Source organism: Ramlibacter sp., from assembly GCF_028291745.1.
In the GTDB taxonomy this organism is placed as follows: Bacteria; Pseudomonadota; Gammaproteobacteria; order Burkholderiales; family Burkholderiaceae_C; genus Ramlibacter.
Map to the genome: position 1 here is coordinate 1 of NZ_JAQGNQ010000119.1, position 22518 is coordinate 22518.

Genomic DNA, 22518 nt, shown 5'->3' on the forward strand with positions numbered 1-22518 from the left:
GAGACTGCTGAAGACGGTTTTCACACATTTTTCATACTTGCCAATGAAAACGGCGCCATAAGCGCCGTAAGTCGTTGATTTCATTGGTGGGTGATGCAGGGTTTGAACCTGCGACCCCTGCCGTGTGAAGGCAGTGCTCTACCGCTGAGCTAATCACCCAATGTTTCCTGCGTGCAGGACAGCCTACGATTATGCCACAGGCTGCGCGAGCCTCCAGAGCGTGCGCCCGCCGCTGGCCTTGTCAAGCTGCTTCAACACATCCTCGTGCGCGGCGTTTTCCTGTTCGCTGGCCAGCAGCACCGGCAGCGTGAATTGCCTCAGGTCGACGCGGGTGGTGATGCCGCTGATGTGGTCGTGCGCGCCGACGTCGATCAGCAGCGCGTCCTGCCCGCGGGTCAGGTTGATGTACACATCGGCAAGCAACTCGGCGTCGAGCAACGCGCCGTGCAGCGTGCGGCTCGAATTGTCGACGCCCAGCCGGTCGCACAGCGCGTCCAGGCTGTTGCGTTTGCCCGGATACATTTCCTTGGCCATCACCAGCGTGTCGGTCACCCGCGCCGCGACGCTCTTGAAGGATTCGCGCCCGACCATCTCCAGTTCCTTGTTTAGGAAGGCGACGTCGAAAGCGGCGTTGTGGATGATGACTTCCGCGCCGCGCAGGTACTCCATCAGCTCCTCGGCGACGGCGGCGAATTTCGGCTTGTCACGCAGGAAGTCGTTGCTGATGCCGTGCACCTTGAGCGCGTCCTCATGGCTCTCGCGCTCGGGATTCAGGTAGAAGTGGCGGTTGTTGCCGGTCAGCTTGCGTCCGACCAGTTCGACGCAGCCGATTTCGATGATGCGGTCGCCGCCTTCAGCGGACAGCCCGGTGGTTTCGGTGTCGAGTACGATCTGTCGCATGGCCGGCATTATGCTTGAGCCCTTGCGTCACAAAGGCCCGACATGTTTGATCTCACTGGCAAGGTCGCCGTCGTCACCGGCGGCAACGGCGGCATAGGGCTGGCGATGGCCTCGGGAATGGCGTGCGCCGGCGCGAAAGTGGTGATCGTCGGGCGCAATGCGGCCAAATCCGCAGCTGCCGTGCAGGCGCTGGTCGCCGAGGGTCTGCGCGCGGAAGCGCTCGAAGCGGACGTGACCGACGAGATCGCGGTGCAGCGCCTGTTCGGCACCGTCCTGCAACGGCACGGCTCGGTGCACATCCTCGTGAACAATGCCGGCACCAGCATCCGTCGCCAGCCGCAGGCTTTGAGCCTGGCCGAATGGCAGACGGTGATTGACACGAACCTGACCAGTGCGTTCCTCTGCTCGCGGGCGGCGCACGCGGCGATGCGCGAGGCAGGCGGCGGCAAGATGATCAACATCGGCTCGATGCTGTCGATCTTCGGCGCGCCCTACGCATCCGCGTACGGCGCCAGCAAAGGGGGCGTGGTGCAGTTGACCCGGTCGCTCGCAACCGCGTGGGCCGCAGACAACATCCAGGTGAACGCGGTGCTTCCGGGCTGGATCGACACCGACCTCACACGCAAGGCGCGGGAGCAGGTGCCCGGGCTGCACGAGCGGGTGTTGGCCCGCACGCCGGCTGCGCGCTGGGGCGTGCCCGCGGATCTCGCCGGGATTGCGGTGTTCCTGGCGAGCAGTGGCTCGGACTTCGTCACCGGAACGGCGATCCCTGTCGACGGCGGCTACTCGATCTCCTGACGCAGCCGGCTGCCGTCAGTGATTTTCCTTGGCGTGGTTGATCGAGTACTTCGGGATCTCGACCACCACGTCCTGCTGCGCCAGGATCGCCTGGCATGACAGGCGCGAGTTCGGCTCCAGGCCCCAGGCGCGGTCCAGCAGGTCTTCTTCGTTCTCGTCCATCTCGTTGAGCGACGAGAAGCCCTCGCGCACCACCACGTGGCAGGTCGTGCAGGCGCAGCTCATGTCGCAGGCGTGCTCGATGTTGATGTCGTTCTCCAGCAGCGCCTCGCAGATCGACGTGCCGGTGGGGGCCTTGATTTCGGCCCCGGCCGGGCAGTACTCGGGGTGCGGCAGGATGCGGATGATCGGCATGTGGTCGTTGCTCTAGAGGGTTTCCACGTTCCGGCCGGCGAGCGCCTGCTGGATGCTGTGGTTCATGCGGTCGGCTGCGAACGCCTCGGTGCCCTGGGCCAATGCCTTGGTCGCGGCTTCGATGGCAGCCGCATCCTCGCTGCCCGCCGCGACCGTGGCCAGCTTGTCCATGAGCGCTTCGATGGCCACGCGCTCGTCGGCGGCGAGCAGGCCGCCGTCGGCGTCGAGTGCGCTGCGCGTCGCGATCAGCATCCTGTCCGCATCGACGCGCGCCTCGGCCAGCGCCCTGGCTTTCATGTCCGGCTCGGCGGTCGAAAAACTCTCCCGCAGCATCCGCGCGATCTGGTCGTCCGACAGGCCGTAGGAAGGCTTGACGTCGATATGCGCTTCGACTCCGCTGCCCTGCTCCCTCGCGCTGACGCTCAGCAATCCGTCGGCGTCGACGGTAAACGTCACCCGGATGCGTGCCGCGCCGGCTGCCATCGGCGGAATACCGCGCAGCTCGAAGCGAGCCAGGCTGCGGCAATCCTTCACCAGGTCGCGCTCACCCTGCACCACGTGCAGCGCAAGCGCCGTCTGGCCGTCCTTGTAGGTGGTGAAGTCCTGCGCCTTGGCCGTCGGAATCGTCTCGTTGCGCGGCACGATGCGCTCGACCAGGCCGCCCATGGTCTCGATGCCGAGCGACAGCGGGATCACGTCGAGCAGCAGCAGGTCACCGCCGGGGTCGTTGCCCGCCAGCTGGTTGGCCTGGATCGCGGCGCCGAGCGCCACCACCTCGTCGGGGTTCAGGTTGTTCAGGGGTTCGCGGCCGAAGAACGCCGCGACAGCGCGCTGGACCTGCGGCATGCGGGTGGAACCGCCCACCATCACGACGCCCTGGACGTCGTCCTTCGACAACTTCGCGTCGCGCATGGCCTTGCGAACGGCGACCATGGTCCGTGCCGTCAGCTCCGCGGTCAACGCCTCGAAGCCGCTTCGCTCCACCGTGAGGGCGGCCTCCCCTCCCTCGAGCTTGAGAGTGACGCGCGTCTGATCCGCCGTGGACAGCGCTTCCTTGGCTGCCCGGGCGGCCATCTTGATCGCCGCCTTGTCCTGCGGCAAGTCGGCGGCGAGGCCCGCGCGTTCGAGCATCCAGGCAGCGAGTGCGCGGTCGTAGTCATCGCCACCGAGCGCCGAATCGCCACCGGTGGCCAGCACCTCGAACACGCCGCGCGTCAAGCGCAGGATCGAAATGTCGAAGGTGCCGCCGCCGAGGTCGTACACCGCGTAAATACCCTCGCTGGCGTTGTCCAGGCCGTAGGCAATCGCGGCGGCGGTCGGCTCGTTGATCAGTCGCAGCACGTTGATTCCGGCGAGCTGCGCCGCGTCCTTGGTCGCCTGCCGCTGGGCCTCGTCGAAATACGCCGGCACCGTGATCACGGCGCCGTACAGATCGTCGTTGAACGTGTCCTCCGCCCGGTAACGCAGGGTGGCGAGGATGTCGGCGCTGATTTCGACAGGCGACTTCTCGCCGGCGCGCGTGACGAGTGTGACCATGCCGGATGCCCCGGATTCGCCGGCCGCAGGTTCGGCAAACTGATAGGGCATCTTCTCGCGGCCGCCGATGTCGGCCAGTCCCCGCCCCATGAAGCGCTTCACCGACGCGATGGTGTTGCGCGGATCCTGCGCCTGCGCCGCCTGTGCCTCGTAGCCGATCTGGCGGCCATTGTTCTCGAGGTAGCGCACGATCGACGGCAGGATGGCGCGGCCCTGCGCATCCGGCAGGCATTCGGCGATGCCGTTGCGCACCGACGCCACCAGCGAGTGCGTGGTGCCCAGGTCGATGCCGACGGCGATCCGGCGCTGGTGTGGATCGGGTGACTGCCCGGGTTCCGAGATCTGAAGCAATGCCATGTCAGCCGATACTTTCCATGGACCTATTGTCCGAGCTGCTCGACGCGCGTTTCGACGTCATGGGCAAAGCGCTCGATGAACATCAGCGCCCTCACCTGCTGAGCCGCGGCCGGTGGATCGCCGGTGGTGTCCAGCAGCGCACCAATCTGCTCGAGCGTCTCGGAGCGGGCGCGCGCCAGCTCTGTTGCGACGCGGTCGAGATCCTCTTCCGAGCAGGCGTCGTCCAGCGCTTCGCGCCACGCCATCTGCCCGGCCAGGAACTCCGCGGGCATCGCCGTGTTGGTCTCCGCGTTGATCGGGGCGCCTCGTCGCTCGCAAAGATACGCGGCGCGCTGCAGCGGATCGCGCAGACGCTTGTACGCCTCGTTGACGCGGACGGACCATTGCATCGCGATGCGCTGGGCCGACGTGCCCTGCGCGGCGAACTTGTCGGGATGCACTTCGCGCTGCAGCTCTTTCCAGCGCTCGTCGAGGGCCGCGCCGCTCTGGTGGAATTGCTCGGGCAGGCCGAACAATTCGAAGTCGCTGGATTGGAGGTTGAGCTTCATGGCTTGCGTAAAAAAACCGCCATCGACGGGAGCAGGCGGTTTTCCGGAGGCGGCGCGGTGTCAGACCCGGAAGCTCTCGCCGCAACCGCAGCGGTCCCGCTCGTTCGGGTTGTTGAACTTGAAGCCCTCGTTCAGGCCTTCGCGTACGAAATCCAGCTGCGTGCCGTCGATGTACGCCAGGCTCTTGGGGTCGATCAGCACCTTGACGCCGTGGTCTTCGAACACGATGTCCTCGGCCGCCACTTCGTCCACGTACTCGAGCTTGTAGGCCAGGCCGGAGCAGCCGGTGGTCTTCACGCCCAGCCGGACGCCTACGCCCTTGCCGCGTTTGCCGAGATAGCGGGTGACGTGTCGCGCAGCTGCTTCTGTCAGGGAGATTGCCATTGCGGGCCGGCTCAGTGCGCGTGCTTCTTCTTGTAGTCGTCCACGGCTGCCTTGATCGCATCTTCGGCCAGGATCGAGCAGTGGATCTTCACCGGCGGCAGCGCCAGCTCCTCGGCGATCTGGCTGTTCTTCAGCGCGGCCGCCTGGTCGAGCGTCTTGCCCTTGACCCACTCGGTGACAAGCGAGCTGGATGCGATCGCAGAACCGCAGCCGTAAGTCTTGAAGCGCGCGTCCTCGATGACGCCCGTCGACGGGTTGACCTTGATCTGCAGCTTCATCACGTCGCCGCAAGCCGGTGCGCCGACCATGCCGGTGCCGACGCTTTCATCGCCCTTGTCGAAGGAGCCGACGTTGCGCGGGTTTTCATAGTGATCAACGACTTTTTCGGAATAGGCCATTTCAGGTACCTCTTGTATGTCTGTCAGTGAGCGGTCCACTGGATCGAGCTGATGTCGATCCCGTCCTGGTACATCTCCCACAGCGGGCTCAGGTCGCGCAGCTTGGCGACGTTCTGCCGGATGGTGGCGATGGCGTAGTCGATTTCCTCTTCGGTGGTGAAGCGGCCGATGGTCATGCGCAGGCTGCTGTGAGCCAGTTCGTCGCTGCGACCAAGGGCGCGTAAAACGTAGCTCGGCTCCAGGGAGGCCGAGGTGCAGGCCGAGCCCGACGACACCGCCAGGCCCTTGATGCCCATGATCAGCGATTCGCCTTCGACGAAGTTGAAGCTGATGTTCAGGTTCTGCGGCACCCGGTGCTCCAGGTTGCCGTTGATGAAGACCTGCTCGATCTCCTGCAGGCCCTCGAGCAGGCGCCTGTGCAGCTTGCGCGCATGCTCGTTGTCCTTGGCCATCTCCTCGCGGGCGATGCGGAAGGCCTCGCCCATGCCGACGATCTGGTGGGTGGGCAGTGTGCCCGAGCGCATGCCGCGCTCATGGCCGCCGCCGTGCATCTGCGCTTCCAGGCGCACGCGCGGCTTGCGGCGCACGTACAGCGCGCCGATGCCCTTGGGGCCGTAGGTCTTGTGCGAAGCCAGCGACATCAGGTCGATGGGCAGCTTCTTGACGTCGATCTCGACCTTGCCGGTGGCCTGGGCGGCGTCGACGTGGAAGATCACGCCCTTCTCGCGGCAGATGGCGCCCAGCGCCGCCATGTCCTGGATCACGCCGACTTCGTTGTTGACGAACATGACCGAAGCCAGGATCGTGTCCGGGCGGATCGCCGCCTTGAACTTCTCCAGGTCCAGCATGCCGTCTTCCTGCACGTCGAGGTAGGTCACCTCGAAGCCCTGGCGCTCGAGCTCGCGCATGGGGTCGAGCACCGCCTTGTGCTCGGTCTTGACCGTGATCAGGTGCTTGCCGCGGGTCTTGTAGAACTGCGCGGCGCCCTTGATCGCGAGGTTGTCGGACTCGGTGGCGCCGGAGGTCCAGACGATCTCGCGCGGGTCGGCCCCGATCAGGTTGGCGACCTGCTGGCGCGCCTTCTCGACCGCTTCCTCGGCCTCCCAACCCCACGCGTGGCTGCGCGAAGCCGGGTTGCCGAAGTGCTCGCGCAACCAGGGGATCATGGCGTCGACCACGCGCGGGTCGACCGGCGTGGTCGCGCCGTAGTCCATGTAGATCGGGAAATGGGGGGTCAGGTCCATGGTTGCCGTACTCTTCTCTGTCGTTTTATTGCTTCGCAAAACTGTTGCCGAGCGCGAACACCGAGTTCGGCGCGTTCACGCGGATCGGCTTGACCACCGGCGCGCTGGAGATCGCGCGCTTGGGCGTGGGCTTGTCCTCGATCTGCATGCCCTTGGCGAGCTGGTCGTCCACCAGCTTTTGCAGCGTGACCGAGTCCAGGAACTCCACCATGCGCTGGTTGAGCGCGGACCACAGCTCGTGCGTCATGCAGCGGCCGCCGTCGCCCTGGCAGTTTTCCTTGCCGCCGCACTGGGTGGCATCGATCGGCTCGTCCACCGAGACGATGATGTCGGCCACGGTGATCTCGGTCGCCTTGCGGCCCAGCGTGTAGCCGCCGCCCGGACCGCGGGTGGATTCGACGAGTTCGTGCCGGCGCAGTTTGCCGAACAGCTGCTCGAGATAGGACAGCGAGATCTGCTGGCGCTGGCTGATCGCCGCCAGGGTGACGGGACCATTGTTCTGGCGCAGTGCCAAATCGATCATCGCGGTGACCGCAAAGCGGCCTTTGGTCGTGAGACGCATCGCTAGCTCCTTGTTGCTGGCTTGCTTGCCTTACCTCGCGCGGCACCCGCCACGCCAGGCCGTCTCCACCCATGCTCCGGCTTGCGTGCCGGCCCTCTGCCCGGCGGTCTGTGCGCCGGGTGTGTTTGAACTCGCTCTTGGGTTTCCTGACTGTTTCCGTCAAGTATACCAGAAAACCCAGCGCGGTGCTCGGGTACTCGGGGCTTTCTGCAGTGCAGCAGGAGGCAACGACCAGCAACCGGACGCTTCTGCGTCCGGTTGCTGGATTTTAAAATTCAGCCCTTCTTCTTGGCCGCCTCGATCGGCACCACGTTGTCGTGCCCGGTCGCCCCGAAGGCCTGCTCCTTGAGCAGCGCCAGCTGGTCGCGCACGCGCGCCGCCTTTTCGAACTCCAGGTTGCGGGCGTGTTCCAGCATCTGCTTTTCCATCTGCTTGATCTTCTTCGAGATGTCCTTCTCGGACATGTCCTCGACCATCGCGCGCTGCAGTTCCTGCTTCTCCTGCTCCTTGCTCGCCTTCTCGCTGTACACGCCATCGATCAGGTCGCGGATCTGCTTCTTGATGCTGCGCGGCGTGATGCCGTGGGCCAGGTTGTGGGCCACCTGCTTTTCGCGCCGGCGCTCGGTCTCGCCGATCGCCTTCTTCATCGACTCGGTCATCTTGTCGGCGTAGAGAATGGCGCGGCCATTCAGGTTGCGTGCGGCCCGGCCAATCGTCTGGATCAGCGAGCGCTCGGCCCGCAGGAAGCCTTCCTTGTCGGCATCGAGGATGGCCACCAGCGAGACCTCGGGAATGTCCAGGCCCTCGCGCAGCAGGTTGATGCCCACCAGCACGTCGAACTGGCCCAGCCGCAGGTCGCGCAGGATCTCCACCCGCTCCACGGTGTCGATGTCGCTGTGCAGGTACCGCACCTTCACCCCGTTGTCGCTCAGGTAGTCGGTGAGCTGTTCGGCCATGCGCTTGGTCAGGGTCGTGATCAGCACGCGCTCGTTCTTCTCCACGCGGATGCGGATCTCCTGCAGCACGTCGTCCACCTGGTGGGTCGCCGGGCGCACTTCGACCTCGGGATCGACCAGGCCAGTGGGCCGCACCAGCTGCTCCACCACCTGCCCGGCATGCGTCTTCTCGTAGTCGGCCGGCGTCGCCGACACGAAGATCACCTGGCGCATGCGGGTCTCGAACTCCGCGAACTTCAACGGCCGGTTGTCCATGGCCGACGGCAGCCGGAAGCCGTACGCCACCAGCGTCTCCTTGCGCGCGCGGTCGCCGGCATACATGCCATTGAGCTGCCCGATCATCTGGTGGCTCTCGTCCAGGAACATCAGCGAGTCCTTGGGCAGGTAGTCGGTCAGCGTCGACGGCGGCGCCCCGGGCGGCGCGCCCGAGAGGTGGCGCGTGTAGTTCTCGATGCCCTTGCAGTGCCCCAGCTCGGCCAGCATCTCCAGGTCGAAGCGCGTGCGCTGCTCCAGCCGCTGCGCCTCGACCAGCTTGCCTTGCGAGACGAAGAAGTCCAGCCGCTCCCTGAGCTCCTGCTTGATCGATTCGACGGCGCCCACGACCTTCTCGCGCGGCGTCACGTAGTGGCTCGACGGGTAGACCGTGAAGCGCGGCACCTTCTGGCGAATGCGGCCGGTCAGCGGGTCGAACAGCTGCAGCGTCTCGATCTCGTCGTCGAACAGCTCGATCCGGATCGCCAGCTCGCTGTGCTCCGCCGGGAAGATATCGATGGTGTCGCCGCGCACCCGGAACGTGCCGCGCGAGAAGTCCTGCTCGTTGCGGTCGTACTGCATGCGGATCAGCTGGCCGATCACGTCGCGCTGGCCGATCTTGTCGCCCACCCGCATGATGAAGCGCATCTGCGTGTAGTCCTCGGGGGCGCCGATGCCGTAGATCGCGCTCACCGTCGCCACGATCACCGTGTCGCGCCGCTCCAGCACGCTCTTGGTGGCGGAGAGACGCATCTGCTCGATGTGCTCGTTGATCGAGCTGTCCTTCTCGATGAACAGGTCGCGCTGCGGGACGTACGCCTCCGGCTGGTAGTAGTCGTAGTAGCTGACGAAGTATTCGACCGCGTTGTTCGGAAAGAACTCACGGAATTCCGAATACAGCTGCGCCGCCAGCGTCTTGTTGGGCGCAAAGACGATCGCGGGGCGTCCCAGCCGCGCGATCACGTTGGCCATGGTGAAGGTCTTGCCGGAGCCGGTCACGCCCAGCAGGGTCTGGAAGACCTCGCCGTCCTGCACGCCTTCGACCAGTTTTTCGATCGCCTGCGGCTGGTCGCCGGCCGGCGGATAGGGCATGAACAGCTCGAACGGCGAGTCCGGGAAGCTGATGAACTCGCCTTTTTTCTCTTGCTGCTGGGCCTCGTCGGCCTGGGGTATTGCGCTCATTCGGGTATCTGTGGGTGCTAGCACTAAAATTGCGGGCAGCCGGCCAGCGTACAACAGGCCGGGCGTCTTTGCCACCGCATCCAAGGAACCCCATGTCTCTCTTCAACGCCGTTGAAATGGCGCCCCGCGATCCGATCCTGGGTTTGACCGAGCAGTTCGTCGCCGACACCAACCCGAAGAAGGTCAACCTCGGCGTGGGCGTGTATTACGACGACAACGGCAAGCTGCCCCTGCTCCAGTGCGTGCAAAAGGCCGAAGAGAAGATGATGGCCGCCCATGCGGCCCGGGGTTACCTGCCGATCGATGGCATCGCAGCCTATGACGCCGCGATCAAGGCTCTGGTATTTGGGGCCGATGCCGAGCCCGTCAAGAGCGGCCGCGTGGCCACGGTACAAGCCCTGGGCGGCACGGGCGGCCTGAAGATCGGCGCGGACTTCCTGTTCAAGCTGAACCCCAAGGCCACCGTCCTGATCAGCGACCCGAGCTGGGAGAACCACCGCGGCATCTTCCGCGACGCCGGCTTCGAAGTGGGCACCTATCCCTACTACGACGCCGACAAGCGCGGGATCAACTTCGAGGCCATGCTGGGCGCGCTGAACGCCGCAGCGGCCGGCACCATCGTCGTGCTGCACGCCTGCTGCCACAACCCGACCGGCTACGACATGACGCCGGCGCAATGGGACCAGGTGGTCGCGGCGGTCAAGGCACGCAGGCTCGTGGCCTTCCTCGACATGGCCTACCAGGGCTTCGCGCAGGGCATCGCCGAAGACGGCCTGGCCGTGCAGAAATTCCTGGCTTCGGGCGAGGACTTCCTCGTCTCCACCTCGTTCTCCAAGAGCCTGAGCCTGTACGGCGAGCGCGTGGGCGCCCTGTCGGTGCTGTGCCAGAACAAGGATGAAGCCACCCGCGTGCTGTCGCAGCTGAAGATCGTGATCCGCACGAACTACAGCAACCCGCCCACCCACGGGGGCCAGGTGGCGGCCACCATCCTCAACACGCCGGAACTGCGCGCCCTGTGGGAGCAGGAACTGGCTGCCATGCGCGTGCGCATCAAGCAGATGCGCACGGCGATCGTGGAGAAGCTCAAGGCCGCCGGCGTGCAGCGCGACTTCGGCTTCATCGCCCACCAGGTCGGCATGTTCAGCTACTCGGGCCTGACCAGGGACCAGATGCTGCGCCTGCGCAACGAGTTCGGCGTGTACGGCATCGAGAGCGGCCGCATCTGCATCGCCGCCCTCAACAGCAAGAACATCGACTACGTTGCGGGCTGCATTGCCAAAGTGGTGGCTTGAGCTTGCCGACCGGCGAGCGTGAGGCCGCCATCCCGGCGCAGGCCGGGATCCCGCCGGTGAAGAGGACGGTCGCCGTCATCGGCGGCGGCCCTGCCGGCCTGATGGCCGCCGAGGTGCTCGCGCAAGGCAGCGCCTCGGTGGACCTGTTCGATGCCATGCCCTCGGTGGGCCGCAAGTTCCTGCTCGCGGGCCGCGGCGGCCTGAATCTCACGCACTCGGAAGCGACGCCCGCGCTGCTCGCCCGCTATGGCGAGCGCAGCGCGGCGCTGCGCGAGGCGGTCACCGCGTTCGACGGCCCCGCCGTGCGCGCCTGGGCCGAGGGCCTGGGCATTGCGACTTTCGTCGGCACCTCGGGCCGCGTCTTTCCCAGCGACCTCAAGGCGGCGCCGCTGCTGCGCGCCTGGCTGCATCGCCTGCGCGCTGCCGGCGTGCGGGTGCACACGCGCCATCGCTTCACCGGCTGGAACGGGCAAGGCGCCCTGCGCTTTGCCACGCCGCAGGGCGAGCGCACGCACGAAGCCGACGCCACCGTGCTGGCCCTGGGCGGCGCGAGCTGGTCGCGGCTGGGTTCCGACGGTGCGTGGGTGCCTTGGCTGCAGGAGCGCGGCGTCGAGATCGCGTCTCTGCGCCCCTCGAACTGCGGCTTCGACGTCGCGCCGACCGCACCCGGGCGCACCGGCTGGAGCGATCACCTGCGCGAGCGCTTTGCCGGCCAGCCGCTCAAGACCGTGGCCGCGCGTATCGACGATGGCGAAGCCCCGCAGCCCGGTGAATTCGTCCTGACCGACACCGGGATCGAGGGCAGCCTGGTCTATGCCTTCAGCGGCCGGCTGCGCGATCGCATCGATGCCCAGGGACAGGCGACCCTCCTGGTCGACCTGCTGCCCCAGCACAGCCCCGCGCAGGTGCTGGCGGAAACCAGCCGGCCGCGCGGCCCGCGCAGCCTCTCGACCCACCTCAAGAGCCGGCTCGGGATTGCGGGCGTCAAGATGGCCCTGCTGCACGAACTGCTGCAGCCGCAGCAGCTCGCCGACCCGGCGCAGCTCGCACTGGCGCTGAAAGCCCTGCCGGTTCCCCTGCAGCGCCCGCGTCCCATCGACGAGGCGATCAGCACCGCCGGCGGCGTGCGCTTCGAGGCGCTGGACCCGAATGCGATGCTGCGCGCCCTGCCCGGCGTGTTCTGTGCCGGCGAGATGCTGGACTGGGAAGCGCCCACCGGCGGCTACCTGCTGACGGCCTGCCTGGCGACCGGTCGCGCCGCCGCGCGAGGGGCCTTGCAGCGGCTCGCGGCCGGCCAAGCGCCGGGTGAGGGATAATCGCGGGTTCTTTCCTTTTCAACCAAGCATTCCACGGAGCCGCCATGGGCAACAAGATCGTCACCGAAGCAGACCGCAAGGCCACCCCGCGCGCCGTCGCCCCCAAGGGCGTCACGCAGACCACCGGCCACGGCCAGAAGATCAGCCTCGAGCGCGGCTCGCACACCCGCAGCAAGAAGAACCCGGGCAAGCGTCCGCACAAGGGCGGCTGAGCCCTGGGAGCCTGGGCCGCCCAGGCTCCTGGCGCCTTGCAGCGATCCGCCGCCTCCGGGCGGCGGTTTGCATTCAGGATGCGGCCATGCTGAGAATCACCGAACTGCGACTGCCGCTGGAGCACGCGCAGGACGCCTTGCGCCCGGCCATCGTGGCGCGGCTCGGCGTGGCCGAGCCGGACCTGCTGTCGTTCACCGTGTTTCGCCGCGCCTACGACGCGCGCAAGAAGAGCGCCATCGTGTTGATCTACACGATCGACTGCGAAGTCCGCGCTGAATCGGCGGTGCTGGCCGCGCACCCGGGCGACCCGCACCTGAAGCCGGCACCGGACACGCGTTACCGCTTCGTCGGCCACGCGCCCGCGGACTTCCACGCGGGCGAGCGGCCGCGGCCGGTGGTCGTGGGCTTCGGGCCCTGCGGGATCTTCGCCGCCTTGCTGCTGGCGCAGATGGGCCTGCGCCCCATCGTGCTGGAACGCGGTCGCGAGGTGCGCCAGCGCACCAAGGACACCTGGGGCCTGTGGCGGCGCAGCGAGCTCGATCCCGAGTCCAACGTGCAGTTCGGCGAGGGCGGCGCCGGCACCTTCAGTGACGGCAAGCTGTGGAGCCAGATCAGCGACCCGCGCCACCTCACGCGCAAGGTGCTGACGGAGTTCGTCAAGGCCGGCGCGTCCGAGGAGATCCTGTTCGTCAGCAAGCCGCACATCGGCACCTTCCGGCTGGTGAGCGTGGTGATCAAGATGCGCGCCGAGATCGAGGCGCTGGGCGGCGAGATCCGCTTCGGCCAGCAGGTGACGGACGTGCATCTCGAGCCTGAGGGCGAGGCGCTGCGCCTGCGCGGACTGACGCTCGCCTCGGGCGAGCAACTGCGTGCCGACCACGTGGTGCTGGCCCTGGGCCACAGCGCGCGCGACACCTTCACGATGCTGCACGAGCGCGGCGTGTACCTCGAGGCCAAGCCCTTCTCGGTGGGCTTTCGCATCGAGCATCCGCAAGGCGTGATCGACCGCGCGCGCTTCGGCAAGAGCGCCGGCAATCCCATCCTCGGCGCGGCCGATTACAAGCTGGTGCACCACGCCAGCAACGGCCGCAGCGTCTACAGCTTCTGCATGTGCCCGGGCGGCACGGTGGTGGCGGCCACCTCGGAGCGCGAGCGCGTGGTCACCAACGGCATGAGCCAGTACTCGCGCAACGAGCGCAACGCCAATGCCGGAATCGTGGTCGGCATCTCGCCGCAGGACTACCGGCAGGACGGCCTCGCCCACGGCGCGGTGAACCCCTTGGACGGCATGCGCTTCCAGCGCATCTGGGAGTCGCGCGCCTACGAGCTCGGTGAAGGCGGGTATTTCGCGCCGGGCCAGCTGGTGGGTGATTTCGTCAAGCAGCAGCGCAGCCGCGAACCGGGCGACGTGCTGCCCTCGTACCAGCCGGGCGTTCGCATGACGGACTTCGCGCAGCCCGGACGCGAGGCGCTGCCGCCTTACGTGCTCGATGCCATCCGCCAGGCGATCCCTGCGTTCGACCGGCAGATCGCCGGCTTCGCGATGCGCGACGCGGTGCTCACGGGGGTGGAGACGCGCACCTCTTCGCCGCTGCGCATCACGCGCAACCGGCAGTACGAGAGCCTCAACGTGCGCGGCCTCTATCCCGCGGGCGAAGGCGCCGGCTACGCGGGCGGCATCATGTCCGCCGGGGTGGACGGCATCGAGGTGGCCGAGGCGGTCGGCCGATCCATCCTCGGACTGGAGCCGACGTCGGCAGCGCACGCCGTCGGCCCTTCGATCGTTCAGGCGATCTAGGGCTGCTCGGCCCTACCCAAGCGTGAACCAGAAGGTGGCGCCCTGCCCTTCGGCGCCTTCGGCCCAGATGCGGCCGCCATGCCGCGCCACGATGCGGTTGACCGTCGCCAGGCCGATGCCGTGGCCCTCGAACTCGTCGGCGCTATGCAGGCGCGAAAAGGGCTTGAACAGCCGGCCGGCATAGGCGGGATCGAAGCCGGCGCCGTTGTCGCGCACGTAGAACTGCAATTCCTCCCCTGCGCGCCGGGCCCCCACTTCGATGCGGGCCCGCTCGCGGTGGCGCGAATACTTGATCGCGTTGCCGACCAGGTTCTGCAGCAGCGTGGCCACCAGCACCGGGTCGCCGCTGCATTGCAGGCCCGCTTCCACCACGAACGCCACGCTGCGGCCGCCCAGCGCGTGCGTCTGCAGCTCGAAGGCTTCGCGCGCCATGCGGGTGAAGTCCAGCGGGCGCCGGTGCACGGGGGCGCGCGCATGCCGGGACAGCTCCAGCAGGCCATCGATCATGTCGCGCATGCTGGCCGCGCCCGCCAGCACCCGCTCCAGGTAGTGGCGCCCCTGCGGCGCCAGGTCGGCGCCGTATTTGCGCAGCACCGTGTCGGCGAAAGTGTCCATGGCCGCCAGCGGCGCGCGCAGGTCGTGCGACACGGCATCGCTGAAGGTCTGCAGGTCCGCATAGGCCTGCGCGAGATCCGCGGTGCGCTGTTGCACGCGCCGCTCCAGTTCGTGTTCGCGCGTGTGCGCATCGGCCAGCGCCCGCTCGCGCTCGGTCACGTCGGTGGCCACCGTGAGCACCGAATCCACCTCCTGGCCGCCGAAGCGAAAAGGGATCTTGTTGAAGGCGAGCGCCGGCGCGGTGCCGGCGAAGCGCTGGACCACCACCGGGCCATCGTGGCGTTGCTGCGCCTCGAGCACCCCGAGATCGATCTGCCTTTCCAGCTGCGCGTCCTGCAGGAGGAGCTGGAACTCCTCGGCCCGCCGCCCGAGCATCTCCGCCGGGTCGGCACAGCCCTGGCGTCGCGCCGCGGTGCGGTTCACGAGCAGGTAGCGTCCGGCGACATCCTTGGCGTAGATGCCGTGCGGTACCAGGTCGATCAGGTCGCGCAGGCGCCGCTCGCTGGCGGCCAGCGCGCGCTCCGCCGCCAGCCGCGCGGTGACGTCGCGGAACACCGAGAGCATGCGCACGCCCTCGGCTTGGCGAAAGGAGGTCGTGGCCGCCTCGACGCTGAACTGCGAGCCGTCCAGCCGCCGCATGACCAGGCTGCTCAGGTAGCTCGGAGGAGCGGGACCCTCGGCCTGCTCCGCCATCCGCTGCGCGACCCGCTCGCGGTCCGCGGCTTCGATCAGGTCCAGCAGCCGCACCGACTGCAGCGCCGCAACGTCGGCTGCGCCCAGGGCACGCAGCGCCGCCGGGTTGGCGAGTTCGATTCGGTCTTCGGTGTGCACCAGCGTCGGCTCGGGGTTCTGCTCGAACAGCACGGAAAAGCGCAGCTCGCTTTCGCGCTGCGCGCTCGCGGCCACGGCTTCGCGCCGCCGCAGGTGCACCGCCGCCGCACTGATCAGCCCCAGCAGCACGGCCGCGACGGCCAGCAGCAGCGAGTAGGCCCTGCTCTGCGCTTGCCGCAGCGCGATGAGGTCGCGACGCGCTTGCTGGTCCACCTGCAGCGCGGCGCTGTTCAGGCGAAAGAGCGCGACGCGCAGATCCAGCTCGGCACGCGGGTCGGTGCGGTGCACGGCTTCCAGCGCATGGCCGAACTGCTGCAGCTTCAGATCCAGCGCGTCGGCGGCCGGCCCGTCCGGGATGTGCGCGAGCGAGTTGCGGAATTCCTGCAGCGCCTGGCGGATCAGCACCTGGCCGCGCTCGGGCTCCCACGGCGAATCGGGCTGATCGCCCAGCAGCGAATGCATCACGCCCTGGTAGAGATCTATGCGCGCCAGCCGCAGGTCGCCGACGAGGGCCGCGGCGCGGGCCAGGGACCGGTCCTGCTGCAGCTGCAGCGCGACCACGCTGGCGCACACGAGCACCGATGCGGAAATGGTCAGCGCCACCCATCCGCCGGCGGAACGGCCCAGCGATGCGAGCAGCGCGCCCGGCTTCATCGGGCCAGGGCCGCCGAGGCGGGGACAATCACGTCGTCGCGCGTGAAGCCATAGGCCGCAATGGCGGCGAGGTGCTGCGCGCTGCCGACCACCTCAGCCTGTCCGCCGTTCCAGGCGCGCAGCAGGCCCACGTCGTCAGGCCGGAAGGCGGCGGCCACGTAAAACACGCCGTTGGCATCATCGACGGCCACCGCTTCGAGCCCGGCTTGCCGAGCCGCCAGCAGGCGCACCGTCGGCAGTGACAGGGCCATCCCGTCGACGAGTTGCGCGAGCACCGCGGCGGCACCGGCCCGCGCGTCCGGCACGCTGAGCACGCGCGACAAGCCGAGGGCGTGCAGCTGCGCTTCCTCGACGGACCCGCCGACGGCTGCCAGCCGCAGGCTCGGCCGCGCCTTCATCCCTTCCCACGAGTGCAGGTCGGACGGATTGCCGCGCCGCACCAGCAGCGCCGGGCTGACGCGCAGGCGCGGCACCGCGAAGCGGACCTGGCGCGCCCGCTCGGGCGTGACGAACATGCCGGCATCGATCAGGTCGAAGCGGCCCTCCAGCAGGTCCGGGATCAGCAGGTCGAACTCGGTTTGCACCCATTCGATCTGCCAGCCCAGCCGCCGCGCGATCAGCCCGGCACTGGCGGCACTTTCGCCGACGACAGCCCCCTCCGCGTCCAGGAACACATAAGGCGCCTCGACCGCGTAGCCGATGCGCACGACCCGGGTTGCGGCCGGCGGGCGGCGACCGTTGCTCCGCACTGTCAACCAGGCCGAGCTGGCACCCAGCGCCAGCAACGCAGCCAGCAGCAGCGCGCGCCGGGGGCGCGGCTTGACTGCGAACTGCACACGGGCCAACTTGAACCTCCTGGCCCTGCGGTGGGACCATGCGCGATGATACGGAGCCGCACCGGCCTCCTGCGCAGACCCGCCCCGCGAGCGCTGTCGCGCATGCAGCAGTCGGGGACCGGGCGCGTTTTCATCTCATCGGTGGCTCGAGCGGATGCAGCCTCGCTGGCCGGCTGGTATATTGCACTGCAACAAGAGGAATTCCGTATGCTCTACCAGATCTACGAAGCGCAGCGCTCCCTGATGGAGCCGTTTGCCGACTTCGCGCAGGCGGCGTCCAAGCTGTATGGCAACCCGGTCTCGCCCTTGAGCCAGAACCCGCTGGTGCAGCGGATGGCCGCCGGCTACGACCTGCTGTACCGGCTGGGCAAGGACTACGAGAAGCCCGAGTTCGGAATCACCACGGTCGACGTGGATGGCGTGCCGGTGGCGATCCAGGAACGCATCGAAATCGACAAGCCCTTCTGCCAGCTGCGCCGCTTCAAGCGCTTTTCCGACGACCCCGAGACCCTGGGCCGCCTGAAGGGCCAGCCCGCCGTGCTGATCGTCGCGCCGCTGTCGGGCCACTACGCCACCCTGCTGCGCGATACCGTGCGCTCGATGCTGGGCGACCACAAGGTGTACATCACCGACTGGCGCAATGCCCGCCTCGTGCCGCTGGAGCAGGGGCCGTTCCACCTGGATGACTATGTCAACTACATCCAGGAGTTCATCCGCCACCTGCAGGCCCAGTACGGCAACTGCCACGTGATCAGCGTCTGCCAGCCGACCGTGCCGGTGCTGGCCGCGGTGTCGCTGATGGCTTCGCGCGGCGAGACCACGCCGCTGACGATGACGATGATGGGCGGGCCGATCGATGCCCGCAAGTCGCCCACCGCCGTCAACAACCTGGCGATGAACAAGAGCTTCGAATGGTTCGAGAGCAACGTGATCTATCGCGTGCCGACCAATTTCGCCGGTGCCGGGCGCCGGGTGTACCCGGGCTTCCTGCAGCACTCGGGCTTCGTGGCGATGAACCCGGACCGCCATCTCTCCAGCCACTACGACTACTTCAAGCACCTGATCGCCGGTGACGACACCTCGGCCGAGGCGCACCGCAAGTTCTACGACGAGTACAACGCGGTCCTCGACATGGATGCGGACTACTACCTCGAGACGATCCGCGTGGTGTTCCAGGAATTCGCGCTGGTCCGCGGCACCTGGGACGTGCGCGCCCCGGACGGCACCCTGGAGCGCGTGCGGCCGGAGGACATCCGGACCACGGCGCACTTCACGATCGAAGGCGAACTGGACGACATCTCCGGCTCCGGCCAGACCGAGGCGGCCCACGGCCTGTGCCACAACGTCCCCAAGGAGCGGCAGAAGCACCTGGAGGTGAAGGGGGCCGGGCACTACGGCATCTTCAGCGGCCGGCGCTGGCGCGATCTGGTGTACCCGCAGGTCCGCGAGTTCATCCTGAAATTCAACGAGCCGCTGGGGACTGCGCGCAAGACGGCCGCGCGCAAGACCGCGGTGGCTGCCGCGCGCAAGGCGCCGGCCAGGGCGCGGGCCAGCACGAAGGCGCGGGCGAGCACCCAGGCGCGCGCGCCCCGCCGGTGAGCCCGCAGGCGGCGCTGCTGCACGCCGCCCTGCCCCAGACCCAGTGCACCCGCTGCGGCTATCCGGATTGCGCCGGCTATGCCGAGGCGATGGTCACCGGGGAGGCCGGGATCAATCAATGCCCGCCGGGTGGCGCCGAAGGCATCGTGCGGCTGGCGGAGTTGACCGGCCGCAAGCCGCTGCCGCTGAATCCCGAACTCGGCATCGAAGGCCCCCGCACCGTGGCCGTGATCGACGAGGCCTGGTGCATAGGCTGCACGCTGTGCCTGGACGCCTGTCCGACCGACGCCATCCTGGGCGGCAACAAGCGCATGCACACCGTGATCGAGCCGTATTGCACCGGCTGCGAGCTGTGCGTGCCGGTCTGCCCGGTGGACTGCATCGCGCTGGAAAACGCAAGCGGCGAACGCACCGGCTGGCAGGCCTGGTCCGCGGAGCAGGCGCAGCAGGCGCTGCAGCGCTACGAGGCGCGCCAGGCGCGCAAGCAGCGCGAAGCCACGGAGCACGCGCAGCGCATGGAGGAAAAGGCCCGCACCAAGCTGGCCGACCTGCCGGCGCTGACGCACGACGCGCAGGGCGCGGAGCTCACGCGCAAGAAGGCGGTGATCGAGGCGGCGCTGGCCAGGGCAAGGGCGAAGCGGGCGGGGTGAGGCAGGCGCTGAGGATTGGATGACATTGCGGGCTTGACGCGCATTCGATTCAGGATGTCATTGCGGGCTTGACCCGCAATCCATGCGGCGGTCAACGAGGCGCCGTCGTGGATCCCGGGTCAAGCCCGGGATGACATCCGAGGCTGTTCGCGCAAGCGCCTCACCCCAGCACGTCATTTACCTGCTCCTTGAACTCCGCGTCGTTGAGCGCAACGCCGATCTCGCGCGGCAACGCGTCGCGCATCGAGAACACGCCGAGCACCTTGCGGTCGGGGCCCACCAGGGGCAGGTGGCGGAAGCCGCGCTCTATCATGATCAGCACGGCGTCCGACACCTTGGTCTCGGGCGACACGCACTGCGGGTGCGCGGTCATAATCTGCACCAGCAGGGTCTGCCGCGGGTCGAGCGCCCGGGCCAGCACGCGCGTCATCAGGTCGCGTTCGGTGACGATGCCCAGCAGCCGGTCGGGCGGCTCCATCACCAGCAGGCTGCCGCAGTTGGCGCGCGTCATCGCGCACGCGGCCTCCCACACGTTGGCTTGCGGTCCCAGGCTCAGCACGTGCCGCTTGGGGATCGACTGGAACACGGTGCGTTCGGCCATAGGGGATTCCTTCCGCGCAGCGCCACTGATCAGGCCACTCGCAAAACCGCGTAGCGGTTTTGCGAGTGAACTATCTCAATGATGCGTTGATCCGCGCCAGGACGCCAGTGCCCGGACACAGTTCGGGCGCCTGCAGCGTGTTGAGCGGACGGGCGGTCGTGTTCAATGCGCTGTGCAGGTCGGTGGCCAGCGGGTCCACATACAGCAGCCCCGTCAGCACCTCCCCGCGCGCCTCGTGCGACTGGATGAAGCCGAGCGCCGCGTAGCGGTCGGTAGCGTCGTAGTCGGCATGCAGGCTGCGCAGGCGCAGCAGCGTGCCGTCGTGCTGGCGCACGTCGACCGCCTGCCCGGGATCGGCCTGCGCGGTGATCTCCTCGCGCTCGCTGATGAAGTCGATGCGGCTCACCGCCTCGTTGTGCTCGCGCACGTAGTCGTAGCTCTTGGTGCTGCCCGGGTGGTTGTTAAAGGCCACGCAGGGACTGAGCACGTCGATGAAGGCGGCGCCGCCATGCGTCATGGCGCCCTTGATCAGCGGCACCAGCTGCTCCTTGTTGCCGGAGAACCCGCGCGCCACATAGGTGGCACCCAGCTGCAGGGCCATGGCCACGAGATCGACCGGGCTGTCGTTGTTGATCGCGCCCTTCTTGCTGCGCGAGCCGCTGTCGGCGGTGGCCGAGAACTGGCCCTTGGTCAAGCCGTAGACGCCGTTGTTCTCGACGATGTAGGCCATGCGCACGCCGCGCCGCATGGCGTGCGCGAACTGACCGAGCCCGATCGATGCGGAGTCGCCGTCCCCCGAAACGCCGAGGTACAGCAGCTCGCGGTTGGCCAGGTTGGCGCCGGTCAGCACCGAAGGCATGCGCCCGTGCACGGTGTTGAAACCATGCGAGGCGCCAAGGAAGTAGTCGGGCGTCTTCGAGCTGCAGCCTATGCCCGAGAGCTTGGCCACGCGATGCGGCTCGATGTCCAGTTCCCAGCAGGCCTGGATGATGGCCGCCGATATCGAGTCGTGGCCGCAGCCGGCGCACAGCGTGGAGATCTTGCCTTCGTAGTCGCGCCGCGTGTAGCCGACGCGGTTTTTCTCCAGCGTCGGATGGTGCAAGGGCGGCTTGGCGATCCAGGTCATTCCACGTTCTCCCTTGCTTGCTGCACGTGGGCGGTGATGGCTTCGGTGATGAAGCGCGCGGTAATCGGCGTGCCGTCGTAGTGCAGCACCTTCACCAGCCGCGCGGGGTCCACTTCGAGTTCGTTGACCAGCAGCGTGCGCATCTGGGCATCGCGGTTCTGTTCGACCACGAACACCCGTTCGTGCTGCGCGATGAATTGCGCGACGCTGTCCGGGAAGGGGAAGGCGCGCAGCCGCAGCGCGTCGATGGCGATGCCCTCTTGCGCCAGCACCGCCAGTGCCTCCTGCATGGCCGGACTGGTGGAGCCGAAGTAGATGACGCCCAGCCGCGCCTCGCCCTCGGCGCGCTGCAGCACCGGCTGCGGCACCAGCGTGGCGGCCGTGCGGATCTTGCGCAGCAGCCGCTCCATGTTGTAGACGTAGTCGGGCCCCCGCTCGGAGTAGCGCGCGTACGGGTCGCGCGTGGTGCCGCGCGTGAAGTAGGCGCCGCGCGTGGGATGCGTGCCGGGCAGCGTGCGCCACGGAATGCCGTCGCCATCGACGTCCTTGTAGCGGCCGAAGTCCTTGCCGGCTTCCAGTTCCGCGGCGCTCATCACCTTGCCGCGGTCGTAGTCGGCGCCCTCCTGCCATTCGAAAGGCGCGCAGAGGCGCTGGTTCATGCCGATGTCCAGGTCGGTCATCACGAACACCGGCGTCTGCAGGCGATCGGCCAGGTCGAGCGCGGCAGCCGCGTGCTCGAAGCACTCATGCGGGTCCTGCGGCAGCAGCAGCACGTGCTTGGTGTCGCCGTGCGAGGCATACGCGCAGGCCACCAGGTCGGCCTGCTGCGTGCGCGTGGGCATGCCGGTGGAGGGGCCGCCCCGCTGCACATCGATGATGGTCACCGGGATCTCGGCGAAGTAGGCCAGGCCGATGAATTCCGTCATCAGCGAAACTCCCGGGCCCGAGGTGGCCGTGAAGGCGCGCGCGCCGTTCCAGCCCGCGCCCACCACCATCCCGATGGAAGCGATCTCGTCTTCCGCCTGCACGATGGCGTAGCGGTTCTGCCCGGTGTCCGCGTCCACCCGCAAGCGGCTGCAATAGCGCTGGAAGGCCTCGGCCACGGACGACGAAGGGGTGATCGGATACCAGGCGGCCACCGTGGCGCCGCCGTAGACGCAGCCCAGCGCCGCGGCGCTGTTGCCGTCCACGAAGATGCGGTTGCCCACCGCATCGGCGCGCTGCACGCGGATGCCCAGCGGCCACTGCAGGTTCTCCTGCGCGAATTCGCGCCCGAGCTGCAGCGCCTGCACGTTGGACGCCAGCAGTTTCTCCTTGCCCTTGTACTGCTCGCCGAACAGGCGCTCGATCTCCGCCGGGTCGATTTCCAGCAGCACCGAGAGCGCGCCGACGTAGACGATGTTCTTGAACAGCTGGCGCTGGCGCGGATCGGCATAGACCGCGTTGCAGATCTCGGTGAGCGGCATGCCGATCACGTGCACGTCGTCGCGGAAGGCCGCGGGAGGCAAAGGCCGCG

Annotated in this window: 21 protein-coding genes and 1 tRNA gene; 7 read left to right on the top strand and 15 right to left on the bottom strand. The window is 67.8% G+C overall.

The window, feature by feature from the left end; translation table 11 throughout:
• Nucleotides 1–84 precede the first annotated feature (84 nt).
• Nucleotides 85–159: transfer RNA gene (locus JWP60_RS21995), tRNA-Val, on the bottom strand.
• Between the two features lie 30 nt (nucleotides 160–189).
• Nucleotides 190–900 (bottom strand): DNA polymerase III subunit epsilon, encoded by a 711-nt coding sequence (gene dnaQ, locus JWP60_RS22000; protein ID WP_299796103.1) that lies wholly within the window; start codon nucleotides 898–900, stop codon nucleotides 190–192.
• 42 nt (nucleotides 901–942) lie between these two features.
• On the opposite strand from dnaQ, the gene JWP60_RS22005 reads away from it, so the two are divergent.
• Nucleotides 943–1698: a glucose 1-dehydrogenase gene (locus JWP60_RS22005; RefSeq protein ID WP_299796106.1), complete on the top strand. Its 756-nt coding sequence runs from the start codon at nucleotides 943–945 to the stop codon at nucleotides 1696–1698.
• A 15-nt stretch (nucleotides 1699–1713) separates the two neighbouring features.
• On the opposite strand, the gene fdx is transcribed toward JWP60_RS22005, so the two are convergent.
• The 8 genes from fdx to uvrB form a co-directional block, all read right to left on the bottom strand.
• Nucleotides 1714–2052, bottom strand: coding sequence for an ISC system 2Fe-2S type ferredoxin (gene fdx, locus JWP60_RS22010; protein WP_299796109.1), 339 nt, complete (start codon nucleotides 2050–2052; stop codon nucleotides 1714–1716).
• 12 nt (nucleotides 2053–2064) lie between these two features.
• Entirely contained in the window at nucleotides 2065–3945 is a 1881-nt protein-coding gene (hscA, locus tag JWP60_RS22015; RefSeq protein ID WP_299796112.1) for a Fe-S protein assembly chaperone HscA, read from the bottom strand.
• A 23-nt stretch (nucleotides 3946–3968) separates the two neighbouring features.
• Nucleotides 3969–4493, bottom strand: coding sequence for a Fe-S protein assembly co-chaperone HscB (hscB, locus tag JWP60_RS22020; protein WP_299796115.1), 525 nt, complete (start codon nucleotides 4491–4493; stop codon nucleotides 3969–3971).
• Between the two features lie 60 nt (nucleotides 4494–4553).
• A complete protein-coding gene (gene iscA, locus JWP60_RS22025) occupies nucleotides 4554–4877 on the bottom strand; it encodes an iron-sulfur cluster assembly protein IscA (protein ID WP_299796118.1) in 324 nt (107 codons plus the stop codon).
• 11 nt (nucleotides 4878–4888) lie between these two features.
• Nucleotides 4889–5275 carry a Fe-S cluster assembly scaffold IscU gene (gene iscU, locus JWP60_RS22030; RefSeq protein ID WP_299796159.1) on the bottom strand — a complete coding sequence of 129 codons (387 nt, stop codon included), beginning with the start codon at nucleotides 5273–5275 and terminating at the stop codon, nucleotides 4889–4891.
• Between the two features lie 23 nt (nucleotides 5276–5298).
• The gene (locus JWP60_RS22035) at nucleotides 5299–6519 is read right to left on the bottom strand and encodes an IscS subfamily cysteine desulfurase (protein WP_299796123.1); all 1221 of its coding nucleotides are present in this window, start codon (nucleotides 6517–6519) and stop codon (nucleotides 5299–5301) included.
• 25 nt (nucleotides 6520–6544) lie between these two features.
• Complete coding sequence (gene iscR, locus JWP60_RS22040; RefSeq protein WP_299796126.1) at nucleotides 6545–7081, bottom strand: Fe-S cluster assembly transcriptional regulator IscR; 537 nt, start codon at nucleotides 7079–7081, stop codon at nucleotides 6545–6547.
• A 275-nt stretch (nucleotides 7082–7356) separates the two neighbouring features.
• Complete coding sequence (uvrB, locus tag JWP60_RS22045; RefSeq protein ID WP_299796129.1) at nucleotides 7357–9471, bottom strand: excinuclease ABC subunit UvrB; 2115 nt, start codon at nucleotides 9469–9471, stop codon at nucleotides 7357–7359.
• 92 nt (nucleotides 9472–9563) lie between these two features.
• On the opposite strand from uvrB, the gene JWP60_RS22050 reads away from it, so the two are divergent.
• The 4 genes from JWP60_RS22050 (at nucleotide 9564) to JWP60_RS22065 (ending at nucleotide 14090) form a co-directional block, all read left to right on the top strand.
• The gene (locus JWP60_RS22050) at nucleotides 9564–10763 is read left to right on the top strand and encodes an amino acid aminotransferase (protein WP_299796132.1); all 1200 of its coding nucleotides are present in this window, start codon (nucleotides 9564–9566) and stop codon (nucleotides 10761–10763) included.
• 56 nt (nucleotides 10764–10819) lie between these two features.
• Complete coding sequence (locus JWP60_RS22055; RefSeq protein WP_299796162.1) at nucleotides 10820–12079, top strand: TIGR03862 family flavoprotein; 1260 nt, start codon at nucleotides 10820–10822, stop codon at nucleotides 12077–12079.
• A gap of 44 nt (nucleotides 12080–12123) precedes the next feature.
• The gene (locus JWP60_RS22060) at nucleotides 12124–12291 is read left to right on the top strand and encodes a hypothetical protein (protein WP_299796135.1); all 168 of its coding nucleotides are present in this window, start codon (nucleotides 12124–12126) and stop codon (nucleotides 12289–12291) included.
• An 86-nt stretch (nucleotides 12292–12377) separates the two neighbouring features.
• The gene (locus JWP60_RS22065; protein WP_299796138.1) at nucleotides 12378–14090 is read left to right on the top strand and encodes an FAD-dependent protein; all 1713 of its coding nucleotides are present in this window, start codon (nucleotides 12378–12380) and stop codon (nucleotides 14088–14090) included.
• Nucleotides 14091–14102: 12 nt separating this feature from the next.
• Here the strand turns inward: JWP60_RS22065 and JWP60_RS22070 are convergent, their stop codons facing one another.
• Entirely contained in the window at nucleotides 14103–16190 is a 2088-nt protein-coding gene (locus JWP60_RS22070; protein ID WP_299796141.1) for an ATP-binding protein, read from the bottom strand.
• The gene (locus JWP60_RS22075) at nucleotides 16187–17026 is read right to left on the bottom strand and encodes a transporter substrate-binding domain-containing protein (RefSeq protein ID WP_299796165.1); all 840 of its coding nucleotides are present in this window, start codon (nucleotides 17024–17026) and stop codon (nucleotides 16187–16189) included. Before JWP60_RS22075 ends, JWP60_RS22070 begins: the two co-directional genes overlap by 4 nt.
• A 207-nt stretch (nucleotides 17027–17233) precedes the next feature.
• Here JWP60_RS22075 and phaZ point away from each other — a divergent pair, with 207 nt between their 5' ends.
• Nucleotides 17234–18625, top strand: a complete 1392-nt coding sequence (gene phaZ, locus JWP60_RS22080) for a polyhydroxyalkanoate depolymerase (protein ID WP_299796144.1) — start codon at nucleotides 17234–17236, stop codon at nucleotides 18623–18625.
• Nucleotides 18622–19275, top strand: a complete 654-nt coding sequence (gene rsxB, locus JWP60_RS22085) for an electron transport complex subunit RsxB (protein WP_299796147.1) — start codon at nucleotides 18622–18624, stop codon at nucleotides 19273–19275. Before phaZ ends, rsxB begins: the two co-directional genes overlap by 4 nt.
• Nucleotides 19276–19435: 160 nt before the next feature.
• On the opposite strand, the gene JWP60_RS22090 is transcribed toward rsxB, so the two are convergent.
• The 3 genes from JWP60_RS22090 to JWP60_RS22100 form a co-directional block, all read right to left on the bottom strand.
• Complete coding sequence (locus JWP60_RS22090) at nucleotides 19436–19876, bottom strand: CBS domain-containing protein (RefSeq protein ID WP_299796150.1); 441 nt, start codon at nucleotides 19874–19876, stop codon at nucleotides 19436–19438.
• Between the two features lie 70 nt (nucleotides 19877–19946).
• Nucleotides 19947–21002 carry a 2-oxoacid:ferredoxin oxidoreductase subunit beta gene (locus tag JWP60_RS22095; protein ID WP_299796153.1) on the bottom strand — a complete coding sequence of 352 codons (1056 nt, stop codon included), beginning with the start codon at nucleotides 21000–21002 and terminating at the stop codon, nucleotides 19947–19949.
• On the bottom strand, nucleotides 20999–22518 hold a 1520-nt coding region (locus JWP60_RS22100; RefSeq protein ID WP_299796156.1), incomplete at its 5' end, for a 2-oxoacid:acceptor oxidoreductase subunit alpha. The genes JWP60_RS22100 and JWP60_RS22095, both read right to left, overlap by 4 nt.

Bases quoted from the DNA above. Each gene is read 5' to 3' on its own strand.
- uvrB (WP_299796129.1), bottom strand. From the start codon at position 9,471: ATGAGCGCAATACCCCAGGCCGACGAGGCCCAGCAGCAAGAGAAAAAA.
- JWP60_RS22070 (WP_299796141.1), bottom strand. From the start codon at position 16,190: ATGAAGCCGGGCGCGCTGCTCGCATCGCTGGGCCGTTCCGCCGGCGGA.
- phaZ (WP_299796144.1), top strand. From the start codon at position 17,234: ATGCTCTACCAGATCTACGAAGCGCAGCGCTCCCTGATGGAGCCGTTT.
- iscR (WP_299796126.1), bottom strand. From the start codon at position 7,081: ATGCGTCTCACGACCAAAGGCCGCTTTGCGGTCACCGCGATGATCGAT.
- JWP60_RS22060 (WP_299796135.1), top strand. From the start codon at position 12,124: ATGGGCAACAAGATCGTCACCGAAGCAGACCGCAAGGCCACCCCGCGC.
- JWP60_RS22065 (WP_299796138.1), top strand. From the start codon at position 12,378: ATGCTGAGAATCACCGAACTGCGACTGCCGCTGGAGCACGCGCAGGAC.
- hscB (WP_299796115.1), bottom strand. From the start codon at position 4,493: ATGAAGCTCAACCTCCAATCCAGCGACTTCGAATTGTTCGGCCTGCCC.
- dnaQ (WP_299796103.1), bottom strand. From the start codon at position 900: ATGCGACAGATCGTACTCGACACCGAAACCACCGGGCTGTCCGCTGAA.
- hscA (WP_299796112.1), bottom strand. From the start codon at position 3,945: ATGGCATTGCTTCAGATCTCGGAACCCGGGCAGTCACCCGATCCACAC.
- JWP60_RS22090 (WP_299796150.1), bottom strand. From the start codon at position 19,876: ATGGCCGAACGCACCGTGTTCCAGTCGATCCCCAAGCGGCACGTGCTG.
- JWP60_RS22095 (WP_299796153.1), bottom strand. From the start codon at position 21,002: ATGACCTGGATCGCCAAGCCGCCCTTGCACCATCCGACGCTGGAGAAA.
- iscA (WP_299796118.1), bottom strand. From the start codon at position 4,877: ATGGCAATCTCCCTGACAGAAGCAGCTGCGCGACACGTCACCCGCTAT.
- iscU (WP_299796159.1), bottom strand. From the start codon at position 5,275: ATGGCCTATTCCGAAAAAGTCGTTGATCACTATGAAAACCCGCGCAAC.
- JWP60_RS22035 (WP_299796123.1), bottom strand. From the start codon at position 6,519: ATGGACCTGACCCCCCATTTCCCGATCTACATGGACTACGGCGCGACC.
- JWP60_RS22050 (WP_299796132.1), top strand. From the start codon at position 9,564: ATGTCTCTCTTCAACGCCGTTGAAATGGCGCCCCGCGATCCGATCCTG.
- JWP60_RS22005 (WP_299796106.1), top strand. From the start codon at position 943: ATGTTTGATCTCACTGGCAAGGTCGCCGTCGTCACCGGCGGCAACGGC.
- fdx (WP_299796109.1), bottom strand. From the start codon at position 2,052: ATGCCGATCATCCGCATCCTGCCGCACCCCGAGTACTGCCCGGCCGGG.